General features: G+C 70.5%; 14 protein-coding genes. 12 read left to right on the top strand and 2 right to left on the bottom strand.

All coding sequences use genetic code 11. The features are described from left to right. Position 1: 1 nt before the first annotated feature. The 9 genes from ACFC8N_RS27010 (at position 2) to ACFC8N_RS27050 (ending at position 10,631) form a co-directional block, all read left to right on the top strand. Complete coding sequence (locus ACFC8N_RS27010; RefSeq protein WP_356025649.1) at positions 2–1,036, top strand: sugar phosphate isomerase/epimerase family protein; 1,035 nt, start codon at positions 2–4, stop codon at positions 1,034–1,036. Between the two features lie 5 nt (positions 1,037–1,041). After that, complete coding sequence (locus tag ACFC8N_RS27015) at positions 1,042–1,857, top strand: MBL fold metallo-hydrolase (protein ID WP_356025646.1); 816 nt, start codon at positions 1,042–1,044, stop codon at positions 1,855–1,857. Between the two features lie 19 nt (positions 1,858–1,876). Then, a complete protein-coding gene (locus ACFC8N_RS27020; RefSeq protein ID WP_376290541.1) occupies positions 1,877–3,532 on the top strand; it encodes an alpha-keto acid decarboxylase family protein in 1,656 nt (551 codons plus the stop codon). 25 nt (positions 3,533–3,557) lie between these two features. Then, a complete protein-coding gene (locus ACFC8N_RS27025; protein WP_356025641.1) occupies positions 3,558–3,866 on the top strand; it encodes an EthD family reductase in 309 nt (102 codons plus the stop codon). 109 nt (positions 3,867–3,975) lie between these two features. Then, entirely contained in the window at positions 3,976–5,391 is a 1,416-nt protein-coding gene (locus ACFC8N_RS27030; RefSeq protein WP_376290543.1) for a protein kinase, read from the top strand. Between the two features lie 142 nt (positions 5,392–5,533). After that, on the top strand, positions 5,534–7,105 hold the full coding sequence (locus ACFC8N_RS27035) for a Re/Si-specific NAD(P)(+) transhydrogenase subunit alpha (RefSeq protein ID WP_376290546.1): 1,572 nt from the start codon (positions 5,534–5,536) through the stop codon (positions 7,103–7,105). Positions 7,106–7,111: 6 nt separating this feature from the next. Beyond that, positions 7,112–8,578, top strand: a complete 1,467-nt coding sequence (pntB, locus tag ACFC8N_RS27040; RefSeq protein WP_356025634.1) for a Re/Si-specific NAD(P)(+) transhydrogenase subunit beta — start codon at positions 7,112–7,114, stop codon at positions 8,576–8,578. A 38-nt stretch (positions 8,579–8,616) separates the two neighbouring features. Continuing rightward, positions 8,617–8,898, top strand: coding sequence for a hypothetical protein (locus ACFC8N_RS27045; protein WP_376290548.1), 282 nt, complete (start codon positions 8,617–8,619; stop codon positions 8,896–8,898). A gap of 374 nt (positions 8,899–9,272) precedes the next feature. Then, complete coding sequence (locus ACFC8N_RS27050; protein ID WP_376290551.1) at positions 9,273–10,631, top strand: hypothetical protein; 1,359 nt, start codon at positions 9,273–9,275, stop codon at positions 10,629–10,631. Between the two features lie 17 nt (positions 10,632–10,648). On the opposite strand, the gene atpF is transcribed toward ACFC8N_RS27050, so the two are convergent. Beyond that, entirely contained in the window at positions 10,649–11,161 is a 513-nt protein-coding gene (gene atpF, locus ACFC8N_RS27055; RefSeq protein ID WP_376290553.1) for a F0F1 ATP synthase subunit B, read from the bottom strand. A 100-nt stretch (positions 11,162–11,261) separates the two neighbouring features. Further along, entirely contained in the window at positions 11,262–11,855 is a 594-nt protein-coding gene (locus tag ACFC8N_RS27060; RefSeq protein WP_362819761.1) for a TetR/AcrR family transcriptional regulator, read from the bottom strand. A 199-nt stretch (positions 11,856–12,054) separates the two neighbouring features. On the opposite strand from ACFC8N_RS27060, the gene ACFC8N_RS27065 reads away from it, so the two are divergent. From ACFC8N_RS27065 to ACFC8N_RS27075, 3 genes are all read left to right on the top strand, one after another. Next, positions 12,055–12,624 (top strand): ATP-binding protein, encoded by a 570-nt coding sequence (locus ACFC8N_RS27065; RefSeq protein WP_356025623.1) that lies wholly within the window; start codon positions 12,055–12,057, stop codon positions 12,622–12,624. A 137-nt stretch (positions 12,625–12,761) separates the two neighbouring features. After that, the gene (locus ACFC8N_RS27070; protein WP_376290677.1) at positions 12,762–14,015 is read left to right on the top strand and encodes a PP2C family protein-serine/threonine phosphatase; all 1,254 of its coding nucleotides are present in this window, start codon (positions 12,762–12,764) and stop codon (positions 14,013–14,015) included. Positions 14,016–14,125: 110 nt separating this feature from the next. Continuing rightward, entirely contained in the window at positions 14,126–16,621 is a 2,496-nt protein-coding gene (locus ACFC8N_RS27075; RefSeq protein ID WP_376290557.1) for a SpoIIE family protein phosphatase, read from the top strand. The last annotated feature ends 373 nt before the right edge of the window (positions 16,622–16,994 follow it).

The raw sequence follows: 16,994 nt of genomic DNA on the forward strand, positions 1-16,994 counted from the left end.
AATGAACGAGACATTCGAACGGGACGTGTTCTTCAGCTTCTTCATGTTCACGGCCGACCTGAGGCCGCAGGACGCGCGGTACACCGCGGTCCTGATCAATCATCTGAAGGCCCTCACCGACATGGGCTACGACGGCTTCGACCTGCACATCGCCCCGCAGCCCGCGACCGTCGACCACAAGCTCGAAACCGACAGCTACGTCGCCCTCAAGAAGGCGTTCGACCAGGCGGGGCTGAAGGACGTGAAGTTCACGACCAATGTCGGGACCACGCGGACCTTCGACCCGACGTCGCCCTACGAGGAGCAGCGCAGGCGGGCCCTGTCCTACCTCACGTCACGCGTCGACATCACACGGGTCCTGGGCGGCGACTCGATCATGTCGGGGCCGTTCCTCTACCCGTACGGCGTCTTCCCGGTCACGGACGCCGACGAGCCGCTGTGGAGCGACGCCCTCCAGGACTGGATGAAGTCGCGCTATCGCGCGGCGCGTTCCGTCTTCGAGGACCTGGCGGAGTACGCCGCGGCGCGCGAGGTGAAGCTCGCCATCGAGCCCGTCAAGAGCTGGGAGACGCCGCCACCCAACATGGTCTCCGAGGCACTGGACTTCCTCGACGGCTTCGAGCACTCGGGGGCCGGCGTGACGATCGACACCGCGCAGGTCGTGATGGAGAGCCAGGGCCCGTCGGTCTTCCGGGACAACGTCGCGCGAGCGGTCCGGCGGGACCGGCTCCACTACGTCCACATCTCCGCGCCCGACCGGGGTGCGGTGAAGGACAGCTGGATCCCGTGGGACGTCGTCCGGAACGAGATCGAGCCGGTGTATCGCGGGCCGTACCTCGTCGAGGTGTTCAACGCGATCCCGCCCTTCGTCAGCTCCATGCGCATGGCACGCCGGCGGTTCTGGCGGCCCGGCGAGGACGACCCGGTGCCCGGCGTCGACAGCGCCTACGACGTCGCGAGGGCCGCACTGGAGGAACTGCGGGAGCAGGTCATCACTCCTTCCGCCCAAGTGCCCGGGAAAGGTGCCGCATGCTAGCCCAGGTGTCGGATCCCATCATCATGGTCGTGAAGCAGTCGGGCGACGTCCGCATTCACACCTTCGTCGCCTCCTTCGCGTACAGCAATATCGCGAACGCCACGCACATCATCGAGACCAGGAACCAACTGGTGCTCGTCGACGGGCAGTTTCTCGTTCCCTACGCGAGGGCGTTCAGGGACTACGCGGACAGCCTCGGCAAGCCGATCGAGCGGCTGTACGTCTCCCACCGGCACCCCGACCACTGGTTCGGTGTGGGGGCGGCGTTCGGCGACGTCCCGATCCACGCGCTGCCCGAGACCATGAGCTTCATCCAGGAGCACGGGGAAGCGTCGAGGAGCGACCACTGGAAACTCGGCGACCTCGTCCCGGACCGGATCGTCGTGCCCAAGCAGGCCGTCGGCCCCGGCACCGAGACGATCGACGGGGTCAGGTACCTCTTCGACCGGGTGACAGAGACAGAAATCGACTTCCACCTGACCATCAGGCTTCCTGATCTGGGAGTCTATTTCACTCAGGACCTGATCTACAGCGGCACCCATCTGTACCTGACACAGCACATGGACCACTGGATCCAGGTGCTCCAGGAAATGCTGCTGTCCGACTACGACCTGTTCATGCCGGGCCACGGCCTGCCGGCCGACAAGAACGAGGTCGCTCGCAACATCGAGTACCTCTCGGCCGCCCGGCAGGCGATCGGCAACGGGCTGACGGGCGACGCCTTCAAGGGTTTCATGCTCCAGCGGTATCCCGAACGCAAGTGCCCGGGGATATTCGACATCTACCTGCCCCGGCTGTTCGGCGGCGCGAGCGACTACTGACCCCGGAGGCATTCGGACCATGAACGAGACCTGCACCGTAGGGCAGTACCTGGTGGACCGGCTCCGCCAACTGGGGCTGGGTCACCTCTTTTCCATCGCGGGCGACTACTCGATCGAATGGCTGAACCGCTACGTCGCGCCGAGCGGCATCGAGATCATCGAGGAAGTCAACGAGGTGAACGCCGGTTACGCGGCGGACGGATACGCGAGGCTGAAGGGCGTCGGGGCGCTCTGTGTCACCTACTCCGCGGGCGCACTGTGTGCCGTGAACGCCGTCGCCGGCGCTTATGTCGAGAAGGTTCCGCTCGTGCTGATCAACGGCACACCGAGCATCAAGAAGACCATCGTCTTCGAGCAGACCGGCTTCAGCGCGCATCACTTCATCAGCGGACGTGAAACGGACCTTCAGTCGTTCGAGCACATCACGGTCGCAGCCGTACGCATCGAGAACCCGGACGTCGCACCGACGTTGATAGATTACGCGCTGACCCGGTGCATCAGCGAACGGCGCCCGATCTACATCGAGCTTCTCCAGGACATGGTCGACTTGACGTGCGAGCCGCCGAGGGGTGTTCTGAAGCCGGCCAGGATCCTGTCGGACGAGACCAGCCTGGAACAGTCGGTGGCGCAGATCTGCGCCAGGCTCGAAAGCGCCGAGAACCCGCTCGTCTGGGTCGGTGTGGAGATCGACCGGCTCGGCCTTCAGGACAAGGCCATGAGTCTGATCCAGCAGCTGAACGTCCCCTTCGTCACGGAACTCCTCAGCAAGGCCGTCCTTTCCGAGGACGATCCCCTGTTCGCCGGCGTGCTCGACGGCCAGGCGTCATCGACGGCCGTCACGGATCTGGCCGCGACGTCCGACTTCGTGCTGGCCCTCGGCGTGTGGCTGACGGACATCAACTCGCTCGGCTGGGAGCCGGACTACGACAAGACCGCGTTCGCGTCGTTCGACGCGGTCAAGCTCGGGACCTTCTTCGGCGGACAGGTCGCGCTGGAGCACCTGATGGACGGCATCCTGGCACAAAAGGTCGCGCCCAAAACACGGAAACTCCCGGAGAAACCCGCTCGTGGCGCGCCGACCACGGGCTCGTCCGACGTGATCACGTACCAGGGGTTCTACAACTTCATCCAGCAGTACATCGACCGGAAGACCATCGTCGCCGCCGACGCGAGCATGAACTACTTCGGGAGCCTGCTGCTCGACGTGCCACGGCCGGGCGGGTTCATCGCTCAGTCGTCCTACTCGTCGATCGGTTACGGCGCGGCGGCTGCGACGGGTATCTGCCTGGCGAAGGCGCCCGACCAGAGAGTCGTGGTCTTCTCGGGTGACGGCGGATTCCAGATGACCGCCCAGTGCCTCTCGACGCAGACTCGCTTCAGGCTCAACCCGATCGTCTTCGTCATCGACAACGGCGTCTACGCCGTGGAGCAGTGGCTCGGCGATGCGTCGGTCTTCCACGCCGACAAGCCGTTCTTCAAGCCGTGTGTCCTGCACCGGTGGAACTACAGCCGGCTGTCGGAGGTGTTCGGGTGCCGAGGGTGGGAAGTCGGCACGTACGGAGAGCTGACGGCTGCCGTGACGGGTGCCCTGAAGAACTCGGACAGCCCGTCCATCATCCAGGTCCACGTGCCCGACAAATCGATCCCCGAGAATGCGAAATGGAAGACCCAGTAACAGTAACGGACAAGGAGCAGGAATAGTGCCGACGAAGATCACCGCAATCTACGAGAACCCGAAATCCCCCGAGGAGTTCGAGGCCGGTCACCACGAGCAGATCGCGCTGGCGAAGAAGATCCCCGGAGTCCAGCGGATCGAGAGCGCGAAGGTCTGGCCGAAGGAGGACGGCAGCGCGACACCGGCCTATCGCGTACTCGACATGTACTTCACCGACTACGCCGCGGCCAGCAGGGCCGTGACGACCGGAGAGGCATCGGCGTTCGTCGCCAAGGCCTTCGAGCTGGCGACCGGCGGTGTGCGCCTCCTCTTCACCGATGTCGAGGACGTCTGACCTCGCTTCGTCCGAGGCGTGGTGGGCATCCCACGTGCCTCGTCGGCACGTGGGATGCGTCGCGGGGGTCGTAAGCTTCCTCGGGTTTGTGACGAGCGGGGAGGCGTGCGTGGGGCGGGAATCAGTCCTCAGTGACCGGTACGAGCTGGTCGAGAGGCTCGGGCAGGGCGGCATGGGAACGGTTCATCGAGGGGTGGACCGCCAGCTGCGCCGCACTGTCGCGGTCAAGCTGCTCTCCTCGGCGCTGGCCCACGATCCGCAGTCACGAGCCCGCTTCCGGCGCGAGGCACACGCGGCGGCCGCGCTGAACCACCCCGCAGTGGCCACCATCCACGACGTAGGGGAGGAGCCCGACGCCGACGGCCCGCGGCCCTATCTGGTGATGGAATACGTACCGGGCACGACCCTCGCCGAGGCCCTGCGCGACGGCCCGCTGCCCGTCGCCGAGGCCATCGAGACGGCATGCGCCGTGCTGGACGCGCTGCAGCACAGCCACGAACACGGCATCGTGCACAGGGACATCAAGCCCTCGAACATCATGCGCACCGGCCCCGGCGCCGTGAAGGTCCTTGACTTCGGCATCGCCAAAGCCTTCACCGAGACGGCCACCCGCATCACCGGCAGCGGCGCCGCTATCGGCACCCCCGCCTACCTCTCGCCCGAGCAGATCAACGGGGCGGAGGTCGACCACCGGGCCGACCTGTACGCGATGGGGTGCCTGCTGCACGAACTGCTGACCGGGCAGCCGCCGTTCCGCGGCGAATCGCCGTTCGCCGTCATGCACCAGCATCTGTTCGCCGAACCCGAGCCGGTCTCCCGGCTCCGTCCGCAGGTGCCGCCGGCGGTGGAGGCGGTGATCCGGCGTGCTCTGCGCAAGGATCCGAAGGAACGATTCGCTGACGCACGGCAGATGGGTGCCGCTCTCGCCGAGGCCCTGGCCCGGTCCGCCATGCCGACGGCCCAGGCCCCCTCACCCCTCCCGCCGGCGCCGCGCCCCGGCACTCCCGCCACGCCCGGCCGCAGGTTCGTGCCGCGCCTCACGGCCGACAGCGTCCTGGCCCTGGCGGGGTGTCTGCTGTCGCTGCTGTGCGCACGCGGCCACGTGGTGGAAACGGCCCACTTCGGCTGGGTCGCCTCCGCGGCCGGCCTGCTGGGGCTGGTGGCCCTGCCCTGGTCGGCACGTCTGTCGTGCGTCGTGGGCTGGGGTCCCGTGGCGGAGGCCGTGGCGGTGAACTCGGAACTGCGGCGCGCCAATGACGGGTGGGCCCACTCGTACGTCGGCATCGCCGCACTGCTGGCGCTGACCGCCGCCTGCTGCCTGGTGAGCGCGGCACGCCGCAAGGGGGGCGGCGCCGGTTCACTGGTCGCCTTCTGGTTCTGCGCCACCGCGTCGGTCTGGTACGTCCTCGACGACCTGCGCAAGCTCTTCGTGTTCTACCTGCTGCTGTCCCTGATGTCCGTCGCCGCCCTGTCCTGGGAGACCGCGGTACGTGTGCGGCGCCGTGGCGGCGGCACCGCCGAGTGAAATACACCAGGGCCGTGTCCGTCGGCCCGGCCCGGTTCGGGGGGTAGGTTTCCTGCGGCCCGCGTCCACGGAACGAGTCCTGTGGACGCCCGTTTGACCGCGGATACCCGTCAGACCCTCCTACCGGGAGAGAACACGAGACATGTCTGCACAAGAACCTGCGCAACACCCGCCCCAGCGCGTCGGCGTCGTGGTCGAGTCCCTGTCCGGGGAGACACGGGTCGCGGCGACGCCGTCGACGGTACGTCACCTGCTGGGCCTGGGCTACGAGGTGGTGGTGGAGTCCGGGGCCGGCGCGGCCAGCGGCTTCGGCGACCAGGCCTACCTCGACGCCGGCGCCGCCATCGGCCAGGCCTGGGACGCGGATGTCGTCCTGAAGGTGAACGCTCCCTCCGACACGGAGATCACCCGGCTGCGCGGCGGCGCCACCGTGATCGCCCTGCTGGCCCCGGCACAGCAGCCCGAACTGCTGCGGGCACTGGCGGATGCCGGGGTGACCGCGCTGGCGCTCGACGCGGTGCCGCGCATCTCACGCGCCCAGACGATGGACGTACTGTCGTCGATGGCGAACATCGCCGGGTACCGGGCGGTGATCGAGGCCGCCCACGTCTTCGGCCGGTTCTTCACCGGCCAGGTCACCGCGGCGGGCAAGGTGCCGCCGGCGAAGGTGCTGGTCGCCGGTGCGGGCGTGGCCGGTCTCGCGGCGATCGGCGCCGCCTCCAGCCTCGGCGCGATCGTGCGGGCCACCGACCCGCGGCCCGAGGTCGCGGACCAGGTGAAGTCGCTGGGCGGCGAGTACCTCCCGGTGAACGTCGTCCAGGAGGCGAGCACCGACGGCTACGCCAGGGCGACCTCCGCCGACTACGATCGCGCCGCCGCCGAGCTCTACCACGAGCAGGCCGGGGACGTGGACATCGTGATCACCACCGCGCTGATCCCGGGCCGGCCGGCGCCGGTCCTGCTGACGGCCGGGGACGTGGCGGTCATGAAGCCGGGCAGCGTCATCGTCGACATGGCCGCCGCCCAGGGCGGCAACGTCGAGGGCACCGTGCCCGGGCGTGCGGTCGTCACCGACAACGGTGTCACCGTCATCGGCTACACCGACCTCGCCTCCCGGCTGCCCGCCCAGGCCTCGCAGCTCTTCGGCACCAACCTGGCGAACCTCCTGAAGCTGCTCACCCCCGGCGGGGACGGGCGGCTGACGATCGACTTCGACGACGCCGTACAACGGGCCGTGACCGTGGTGCGGGGCGGCGACGTCACCTGGCCGCCGCCGCCCGTGGCGGTCTCGGCCGCACCCGCCCCGCCGACCGGGTCGCCGCAGACCGTGCCCGCCGAGCGCGAACCCGAAGCGAGGGGACCGAGGCTGACGCCCGTTCGGCGCTACGGCCTGATCGGGCTGGGCATGCTCTCCCTGTTCCTGCTGGTGGCCTTCGCCCCCGCCCAACTGGCCGGAAACTTCACGGTGTTCGCCCTGGCGGTCGTGATCGGCTACTACGTCATCGGCAAGGTGCACCACGCGCTGCACACGCCGCTGATGTCGGTGACCAACGCGATCTCCGGGATCGTCGTGATCGGCGCCCTGCTGCAGATCGGGCACGAGAACCGGATCGTCACCGCGCTCGCCTTCGTGGCGATCCTGCTGACGAGCGTGAACATCTTCGGAGGTTTCGCCGTCACCCGCCGTATGCTGTCGATGTTCTCGAAAGGCTGAGCCGAGATGACTTCACTGACGGCGTCCCACGCCGCCGACCTGGTCGCCGCGCTGCTGTTCGTCCTGAGCCTGGCGGGCCTGTCCCAGCACCGCACCTCCCGCGCCGGCGTCGTCTACGGCATCGCCGGCATGGTCCTCGCGCTGGTCGCCACGGTCGTGCTCGCGGCGCGGAGCATCACTGCGGGCGCGGTGACCCTGATCGTGGTGGCTATGGCGCTCGGCGGGGCGGTCGGCCTGTGGCGGGCCCGGCGTGTCGAGATGACGCAGATGCCCGAACTGATCGCGGTGCTGCACAGTTTCGTCGGCCTCGCCGCGGTGCTGGTGGGCTGGAACAGCTATCTGGAGGTGGAAGCGCACGGCAGGGCGCAGACCCGGATCGCTGCCGACCTGCTGGGCATCCACCACGCCGAGGTGTTCATCGGCGTCTTCATCGGCGCGGTCACCTTCACCGGCTCGATCGTCGCGTTCCTGAAGCTCTCGGCGCGCATCACGTCCCGTCCGCTGACGCTGCCGGGCAGGAATGCGCTGAACCTCGGCGCGCTCGGCGCCTTCGTCGCACTGACCGCCTGGTTCACCGTCAGCCCGGACCTGGCGCTGATGATCACGGTGACCGTGCTGGCGCTGGCGCTCGGCTGGCACCTGGTCGCCGCGATCGGCGGCGGTGACATGCCCGTCGTCGTCTCCATGCTGAACAGCTACTCGGGCTGGGCGGCGGCCGCGGCCGGCTTCCTGCTCGACAACAACCTGCTCATCGTGACGGGCGCGCTGGTGGGCTCCTCCGGTGCCTATCTGTCCTACATCATGTGCCGGGCGATGAACCGCTCCTTCCTCTCCGTCATCGCGGGCGGATTCGGCATCGAGGCGCCGTCCGGCCGTGCGCAGGAGCAGGGCGAGCACCGGGAGGTGCGGGCGGCGGAGGCGGCCGGGATGCTGGCCCGCGCCCGCTCGGTGATCATCACCCCCGGCTACGGCATGGCCGTCGCCCAGGCCCAGCACCCCGTGGCGGAGTTGACGCGCCGGCTGCGCGCACGGGGCGTCGAGGTCCGGTTCGGCGTCCACCCCGTCGCCGGGCGCCTGCCCGGGCACATGAACGTCCTGCTGGCCGAGGCGAAGGTCCCCTACGACATCGTCCTGGAGATGGACGAGATCAACGACGACTTCGCCGGTACCTCGGTCGTGCTGGTCATCGGCGCGAACGACACCGTCAACCCGGCCGCGACCGAGGACCCGGCGAGCCCCATCGCGGGCATGCCGGTGCTGCGGGTCTGGGAGGCGGAGCAGGTCGTGGTGTTCAAGCGCTCCATGGCCTCCGGATACGCGGGCGTGCAGAACCCGCTCTTCTTCCGCGAGAACAGCGGCATGCTCTTCGGCGATGCCAGGCAGAGCGTCGAGGACATCCTGGCCGCGCTCGGCACCGACGGCCACGAGGAGCCGACGTCAGCCGCACGCCAGGCGACGACCGCCGGCCGCTGAGCCGGGCCCCTTCGCCGGCCGCGGGGGGGCTGCATACGATGCGGCGACGACCGAAGCCCGTCGCCTCCGCGCGGGACGGAGCCCTGCCCGACCGGGAGCGGCCCCTCACCCCGGCCGGCGAGGCGTTCGTCCCCGCCGCGCGTGCGGGTGACCGTCTCGGTGCCCTCATCGCGGCGCTGCTCGCGAGCGCCGGGTTTCGAGGCCAGGTCGGTAGGGGCTTCGCCCGGGTGGTTACAGTCGCACCATGGCTGATCTACTTCACCGACGCGGTCTGCGTGCACCGGGGACGTCACCTGGGCGATATGCGCGATCCGGGGTAATCCGGTGAATATCCGTCCGAATTCCCGGAGTGGAGCGCGTGCCGTCGCCGAGCCCTGCGTCGCCGTCCGGCAGCGCCTGCCGAGAGCCCGCCCGTCCACGGGTGCAACCGTGCCGACAGACCTCTGCGGGTGCGAGCTGATGCGGCCGGCCATGTGGAAAGCTGCCGTGGTGCCCGTATCGGTGGGTGCGGTGGGGCCATGGGCGACGACGGCACGTCCGGTCTGCCGGATCGTCGTCGCACCTCCCCGCCGCGAGCTGACGGAGAGGACCGGTCGCTGAGCTGCCGAGACATGTGCTGCCGTGGGGGGAGGCGCAGTTCCCGATCACCCGTGTGTGAAAGAGCCATGACCCGAGTGCGACCCAGAGGCCGACCTTGACGATCAACAACAACGAATGGACTCTGCGACCTCTGGCCCTGGGCAGGAGGACAGCCGGGTACACGGCTCGGACGGGAGACGGCCGGCCGCGGCCGCGCGCCGCGTTGTGGGCGGCGGGGGCAGGCGTCCTCCTGTTCGCGCTGGTCGGTGCGAGCGCGCCCAACCCGAACACGCTGAGGGCGCCGATCACCTGGCTCCGGCTGCCCGCCATGCCCGGCACACTCTCCGAGGCGGCCATGGCCGCCGCCGTCGTGCTGTCGTGCGGAGGAACGCTCGGTCTGCTCCACGCACACGGCCGAGGGTGGAGTCCCGATCCCCGAACTCTGTTCCGCGGGGGCGCGCTGGCCGTGCTCCTCTTCGCGAACCTCACCCCGGTCGGCTCCTCCGACGCGGCGAGTTACGCCGCCTACGGTCGTATCGCCGCTCTCGGCGGTGATCCGTATGTGACGACCCCCGCCCAACTGGGCGGTGCCTACGCGCATTTGGTCGGCGACGCCTGGCGGAACTCCCCGTCGGTGTACGGGCCGGTCGCCACGTGGTGGCAGGCCGCTGCCGCGTGCGTGGGCGGTAACCAGCCGTGGCTGACCATATGGGTGCTGATGCTCGCGAACGCGGCCGTCTTCCTCGGCGTCGGCCTCCTGCTGATGCGGACGGCCGACGATCCGGTACGGGCCGCACTCCTGTGGAGCGCCAATCCGTTGCTGATCGGGGTGCTGGTCGGGGGCGGGCACCTGGACACCCTCGTGGCCGTCCTGGCGGTCTGCGTGGTCCACATGGCGCGCAGCACCGGCGGCAGGCGCCGGGACCTGACCATCGGCGGCCTCGTCGGCCTGGCCTGCGGCGTCAAGGTCAGTGCCGCACTGCTCGGTGCCGGGGTGATCTGGCTGCTGCTCCGACGCGGCGCCTGGCTGCGGGCGGCCGGCGTGGTGGGAGCGGCCACGCTGATGGTGGCGGTGCTCTACGGCATGTACGGCCTGCACGCCTTGGACCCGCTCTCCAAAGCCTCGCACATGGTGTCGATGCCGTCGTTGTGGGGCGTGTTCCAACACGGTGCGACCGCTGTCGTCGGGCCGGCCGCGGCCGCGGCGAGTGTCAGCGTTCTGTGGCCCGTGCTGATGCTCGGGCTGGCCCTCGTACTCCACCGGCACGTACCGGCGGAGGCCCCGGTCGTCGTCACCGTCCCCTTCGTGCTCTCCTTCGCCTGGATCATCGCGGCACCATGGTCCATGCCGTGGTACGCGGCTCTTGCCTGCGCACTGGCGGCGCTGTTCTGCCCCGTCCGCCTCTCGCAGCTCCTCATCGTGGTCACGGCCGGCCTGGCCCTGTTCCACACCAGCGGCGGTCACGGCTGGTGACCGCGCAGTCGGCGGGATTACCGCAGACGTGCCGCGCTGCGGTCGTCGAGGTCCGCGAAGAAGCGGTCCACGACGTCGCTTTCACGGACGACCCCGTCGAGGGACTCGCCGACCACCCGGCCGGCCAGCTCCGTGGCCAACGACACGACGACACCGTGCAATTCCGTCTTCGCGGTCTCCCGGTCGGCCGCGAGCCGGGCCTGAGCTTCGGTGATCATCGCCTCGCGTTCCCGCAGTGCCTCGGCGCGCATCTCGGCGATCAGTTGAGCGCCCTGTTCCAACGCCTCCTGACGCAGGCGAGCCGCCTCGTGCCGAGCGTCCGCCAGTTCCTCGCGGTACATGGCGAGGACCTCACCGGCCTCGATCGCCGCCCGCTCGGCCTGTTCCCGCTGACCGTCGATGGCGTCCCGGCGTTCGGCGAGCGCGTCGTCGATCCGGGGGAGAAGGATCCTGGACAGAGAGAAGAAGATCACGGCGAAGGTCAGCACGCACACCAGTGACGGGGCGAGCCGAGGTATGAGGATGCCCATGCCGAGATTTTAGAGAGACATTGACATGTGATGGGTGTGCGTAAGGTAAGAGTTTGCCCCCAACTGGGCGGCGGCAAAAGCTTTCTGATGTCCCCTCAGGTCAGGTGTGCCAGCCGGGTTCGAGGGTGTCGAGGAGGGCGTGGAAGGCGGTGTCGGCCTGGGCCCAGTGGCCGTTCGCCAGGGGGGCGATCAGGAGGCCGAGGCCGGCGTCGGTGAGGAGGGTGGCCTGGGTCCGGGCCCGGTCCTGGTTCATGCCCAGGCCGTGCAGGATCGAGGTGAGCAGGTCCGTCCACTCGGTGACGATGTCTCGCATGACGGGTCCGTAGCGGTCCGGGTGGAGCACGCTGGCGCTCATGACCTCCAGGAAGAGGGGGAGCGTGGCGCGTACGTCGGGTTCGCCGAACTGCCGCCACAGTTCCTCCATGAAACGGCGCAGCCCCGCGGGGTCCGTGGGGGAGCCGGTCGTGTCGAGCGCGGTGCGGACGCGGAGGAGGGGGCGGCGTTCGTAGACGGCGAGCGCTTCGGCGATCATGCGTTCCTTGGTGCCGAAGTAGTACAGGAGCATGCGGTCGCTGGTGCCCAGGGCCTGGGCCAGCGGACGCAGGGAGAGATCCGTGACGCCGTTGCGCAGTACGTAGGCGCGGACACGGTCGAGAAGTGCGCGCCGTTTGGCCGGGTCGGGTGGGCGAGGCATGGGGGCTCCTGGATGCGTGAGGGACGCTTCCGATGACCGATGACCGATTACTTACTTTTGAGAATTTTGGAGCGCTATTTACCGTAGCAGTCATTACGTCTATATTTGTATGTAGCGGTTGCTACATACACGCGTCCGGCACGAGCCCGGCGCGCACCCGGTGGGCCGCTCACCGTCAGCCCCAGAAGGATTGATCGCCATGGCCACCGACGCCATCGGCCGTCCCGTCGGCCGTCCCCTCGCCCGTCACCAGGAGAGCGGGTCGTCTCGCGGTGCCGCACCGTCGTGGTTCGCCAGGCAGTGGGCCATGTGGTCGCGCACGCTGGCACCGCTGCGGCCGCTGGACGCGCCCCGCGGCCGCCCCACCCCCTGGGACGCCTCCTGGCCCTTGCGCCGGGAACTCACCTCCGCGGGCCGAGCCCGGCGGCTGGTGACCGCGCAGCTGGGCGACTGGGCCGTGACCGACCTCGCCGACACCGCGGAACTGCTGGTCAGCGAGCTGGTCACCAATGCCCTGCGCCATACGCGGGGCCCGCTCAGGCTCAATCTCCGGCTGCGCCAGGGCAGGCTGTTGTGCGAGGTCGAGGACACCGAGTCCGGCGGCCCCGTGCGCGGCGTCGCCGACGCGGACGCCGAGGGCGGTCGCGGCACGGAACTGATCGACCTGCTCGCGGACGCCTGGGGCAGCAGGCGGACGGCCACCGGCAAGAGCGTCTGGTTCGAGCTGCGGTGCGGGGACCGGTTCCCGGACATGCCGGAGACACGGTGATGATGCGGCTCGGCGGCCAGTCGCTCGGCTGCGCGGACACCGGCTGACCGTCCTGGTCGCCGCTCCTGCCCCCGGTGGTCGTGCTGCCTGACCTGTGCGAGGACGGCAGCGGTGTGAGACTGGGCGCGGAAGGGGTGATGACCGTGCCGGATCCTCCGCACGCGTTCTCCGGTCCCGGCACCGCCGTCGACGAGGATCTGCTGGAGCGGCTGGTCATCGAGGCGCAGTCGGCCCTGCCCTTCGAACTGTCGGCCTTGGCGAACCGGTGCGCCTCGGCCCTCGGCCTGGACACCGCGCTGATCTACCTCGTCGACCTGCAACAACGGCTGCTCGTCCCCTTGGACGAGGCCTTGCAGCCGCTGCCGGTGGACCGCTCGCCGGCCGGCTGGGCCTACCGTTCGGTCTCCCCCCGGGTCGTGGGCGGCGACGGCGGCGTGATCGTCTGGATGCCCCTGGTCGACGGCGCGGAGCGGCTGGGCGTACTGGCGGTGCGGGCCGCCTCGCCCGACCGGGTCCGGATGCGCCGCTGCCGGATGCTGTCCCATCTGTTCGCGATGCTGGTCACCTCCAAGCGCGCCTACAGCGACTGGCTCGCCGCCCGCACCCGCACCGTGCCGATGGGGTTGCCCGCCGAGATGCTGCGGGCCTTCCTGCCCCCGCACACCGTGGGCAGCCGCAGATGTGTCTCGACCGCGGTCCTGGAGCCGGCGTACGACGTCGCCGGAGACGCCTTCGACCACTCGGTGGTCAAGAACGTGCTGCACACCATGATCCTCGACTCCATGGGGCACGATCTGACCGCCGGTCTGAGCACGTCGGTCGCCATGGCGGCGGCGCGCAACGCCCGCCGGGGCGGTGGTGACCTGGCCGATGTCGTCGGCTCCGTCGACCAGGCGCTCGCCCGCTGGCTGCCCGACCACTTCTGCACCGGCGTGCTGTGCCGGCTCGACGCCGAGACCGGGGTGCTGCACTGGGTCAACTGCGGGCACCCTCCGCCGCTGCTGATCCGTGCCGAGCGGGTGCTCGCCGGGGCGCTGGACCGCCCCCCACAGCCGCCGATCGGCCTGGCCGGCCCGCTCGCCCCGGCCGTCCGGCAGGTCCACGAGACGGTACTGGAACCGGGCGACTGCGTCCTGCTCTACACCGACGGTGTCGTGGAGGCGCGCGACGCGAACGGCGCGGAGTTCGGCCTCGACCGGTTCACCGACTTCGTCATCCGCTCCAACGCCGCCGGCCAGCACCCGGCCGAGGTGCTGCGGCTGCTCATCCACGCCGTCCTCGACTACCAGCGCGACCAACTGCGGGACGACGTGACCATCCTGCTCTTCGAATGGTGCCCGCCGGCAGCCGGGCCCCGCCCCCGCGCTGCCGCCACGGGCGAGGCTCCCTGATCCTCGGAGGTCCTCGGCGAGACGCCCGCGGGCGAGTGGAGAACGATGGAAACGGTAGAGGTGAGGCAGGAGGCCGACGCGGCGGGACCGGCCGCCACGGGCGTCCCGTCGTGTCGGCCTCCTCGGCCTCCGCGACGGTGCCCGGGGCCACGGTGGCCGAGCGGGCGGAACGGGCGGTGACCGGCATGGGTGATGCCACCCCCCTCGGCGGGAGCCGTGCCGCACGGCCCGATCCGGCAGACCCGGCCACGGCGGTCGTCGACGACCGGGGAATCGTGACGGGATGGAGCACGGGCGCCGAGCGCCTGCTCGGCTACCCCCGCGGGGAGGCCGTCGGAAGCCCGGTCACCCGTCTGATCGCCCCGGACGCGGGCAGCGGCGACGGCCTCCCGGACCTGAGCCCGGCCGGCACGACGGCCCTGCTCCGGCACCGGGACGGCCGGCCGGTGCCCGCGCGGGTGCGGGCCTATCCGTCGGTCGACCGTACGGGCCGCGCCCAGCGGCTCCTCGTGGTGACGTCACCGGAGCACTCACCGCCGGACCTGGTGACGGCCGACGAGGCGTTCACCCAGTGCCGGCTCCCCGTGATCCTGTACGACTCCGCGCTGCGGGCCGTACGGGCGAGCGCCGGAGCGGTACGGGAACTCGGACTGAGCGAGGAGCGGATGCGTGGCCGACGCGTCACCGACATCCTGCCGCCCCACCTCTGCCACCGGGTCGAGGACGGCATGGGCCGGGTGCTCGCGTCGGGCGAGGCGGAGCAGTTCCACGTCCGGGGCAGAGCCCGACCGGACGGACCCGAGAAGGTCTGGTCCGTCACCGTGTCCCCGCTCACCACACCGGCGGGGCAGGTGCGGCACCTGGAGGTCTCCGCCCTCGACGTCACCGAACAGCAGCTGGCCCGGGAGCGGCTCGCGCTGCTGAACGACGTCGGCGCGCAGGTGGGCAGCACCCTGGACGTGATGCGCACGGCCCAGGAGATGGCCGACGTGACGGTGGGCCGGCTCGCCGACTTCGTCACCGTCGACCTGCTCGACTCGCTGTGCCGCGGAGTCGAGCCGAGGCCGTCCGGAACGGGCACGGTCCCGCTGCGGCGCGTGGCGCAGCAGTCCGCGCTGCCCGGGGTGCCCGAGGCGGTGCGGGCACCGGGAGACGTGGACGACTACCCCGAGTCCGCACCACCCGTGCGCTGTCTGGCCACGGGCACGCCCTCCCTGCACCGCAGCGAGGACGCGGCGATCAGGGAGTGGGGGCGGGCCGATCCCGACCGGGCCGAAGTGGTCCGCGGGTTCGGGATCCACTCGATCATGGTCGTGCCGCTGCGCGCCCGCGGCATCACCCTCGGTGTGGCGGTCCTCGTCCGGCATCGGCGCGAGGAGCCCTTCTCGCACGACGACCTGCTCCTGGCCGAGGAGATCGCCGCCCGCACCGCCGTGGCCATCGACAACGCCCGCCGGTACACCCTCGAACGCGGCACCGCGCTGGCCCTGCAGCGCAGCCTCCTGCCGAGCCGGTTCTCGGCCCAGGAAGCGGTCGAGGCGGCTCATCGCTACCTGCCGGCCCGCACCCGGGCGGGGCTGGGCGGCGACTGGTTCGACGTGATCCCGCTCTCGGGCGCCCGGGTCGCGCTGGTCGTCGGCGACGTGGTGGGCCACGGACTGCGGGCGTCGGCCACCATGGGACGGCTGCGGACCGCGGTGCACACCCTGGCCGACGTCGACCTTCCCCCCGACGAACTGCTCACCCACCTCGACGACCTGGTCACCCACCTGGCGACCGAGGAGTGCACCGCGTACGACGAGGTCGATCTCGACGTCCCCACCGGTCTCATCGCCACCTGCCTGTACGTGGTCCACGACCCGGTCTCCAGCCGCTGCACCGCCGCCTCCGCCGGCCATCCGCCGCCCGTCGCCGTCACCCCGGACGGCACGGCGGGCTTCGTCGACGTGCCGCCCGGCCCTCCGCTCGGGGTGGGGGGTCTGCCCTTCGAGACCGTCGAGTGGGACGTGCCCCCGGGCAGCCTGCTCGCGCTGTACACCGATGGCCTGGTCCAGGGCGCCGGGCACGACCTGGGCCGGGGTCTGGAGCTCCTGCGCCGGGGCCTCGGCCGGTCCGCCGCCCGGCCGCTGGAGACGGTGTGCGACGAGCTGATCCGGACGCTGCTGCCCGCGCGGCCCGGGGACGACGTCGCCCTGCTCGTCGCGCGGACCCGGGCGCTCGACGCCGACCGGGTCGTCACCTGGGACCTGCCCTCCGATCCGGCGGTGGTGGCCGACGCCCGCGCACAGGTGCTGGCCCGGCTGGACGCCTGGCGCCTGCGCGACGCGGCGTTCACCGCCGAGCTGGTGGTGAGTGAACTCGTCACGAACGCCATCCGCTACGGCCAGCCGCCCGTCCAACTGCGGCTGATCCGCGGGACGGCGCTGATCTGCGAGGTCTCCGACGGCAGCGGCACCGCCCCGCACCTGCGCCGGGCCCGCACCTACGACGAGGGCGGCCGCGGTCTGCTGCTCGTCGCCCAGCTCGCCCAGCGGTGGGGTACCCGGCACCATGAGGGCGGGAAGACCATCTGGGCCGAGATCGAACTCGCCGAGCGGGACGGGTGAGGGGATCGGCCGCACGTACGCGATGGGGGCCGCGGGACGCCACTCGACCGCGGCGCTCGGTGTCCGGCGGCCCGCCGTCACGGACTCACCCGTCGTGAGGCGGAGTTCCTCACGCTGATGGCGCGGGCCATGGCCAACGTCGAGATCGCCGGGACCCGCGCCCCTTCTCACTCGTTCGGGGCGGGGGAAACGCCGGGAGGGAATCGGGCGGCGAGGGCATGGCCGGATGTGCAGGCGCGAGGGCACTGGGGTGTAAATGCCCAGGTGAGTCGGGCTGTTGGCGGGCGGGTGCGGGCCCGGGCACCAGAGCGTGACGCCTGGTGTCCGGGCCCGGTGGTGCGGGGAGGGCGTGCGGGTTGTCGGACAATGGTGG

The sequence above is a fragment of the Streptomyces sp. NPDC055966 genome (assembly GCF_042269865.1).
GTDB lineage: Bacteria > Actinomycetota > Actinomycetes > Streptomycetales > Streptomycetaceae > Streptomyces.

Excerpts from the sequence above, each read along its gene's own strand:
- pntB (WP_356025634.1), top strand. The coding sequence starts at position 7,112 with ATGACTTCACTGACGGCGTCCCACGCCGCCGACCTGGTCGCCGCGCTG.
- ACFC8N_RS27065 (WP_356025623.1), top strand. The coding sequence starts at position 12,055 with ATGGCCACCGACGCCATCGGCCGTCCCGTCGGCCGTCCCCTCGCCCGT.
- ACFC8N_RS27045 (WP_376290548.1), top strand. The coding sequence starts at position 8,617 with ATGCGGCGACGACCGAAGCCCGTCGCCTCCGCGCGGGACGGAGCCCTG.
- ACFC8N_RS27010 (WP_356025649.1), top strand. The coding sequence starts at position 2 with ATGAACGAGACATTCGAACGGGACGTGTTCTTCAGCTTCTTCATGTTC.
- ACFC8N_RS27020 (WP_376290541.1), top strand. The coding sequence starts at position 1,877 with ATGAACGAGACCTGCACCGTAGGGCAGTACCTGGTGGACCGGCTCCGC.
- ACFC8N_RS27070 (WP_376290677.1), top strand. The coding sequence starts at position 12,762 with ATGACCGTGCCGGATCCTCCGCACGCGTTCTCCGGTCCCGGCACCGCC.
- atpF (WP_376290553.1), bottom strand. The coding sequence starts at position 11,161 with ATGGGCATCCTCATACCTCGGCTCGCCCCGTCACTGGTGTGCGTGCTG.
- ACFC8N_RS27035 (WP_376290546.1), top strand. The coding sequence starts at position 5,534 with ATGTCTGCACAAGAACCTGCGCAACACCCGCCCCAGCGCGTCGGCGTC.
- ACFC8N_RS27060 (WP_362819761.1), bottom strand. The coding sequence starts at position 11,855 with ATGCCTCGCCCACCCGACCCGGCCAAACGGCGCGCACTTCTCGACCGT.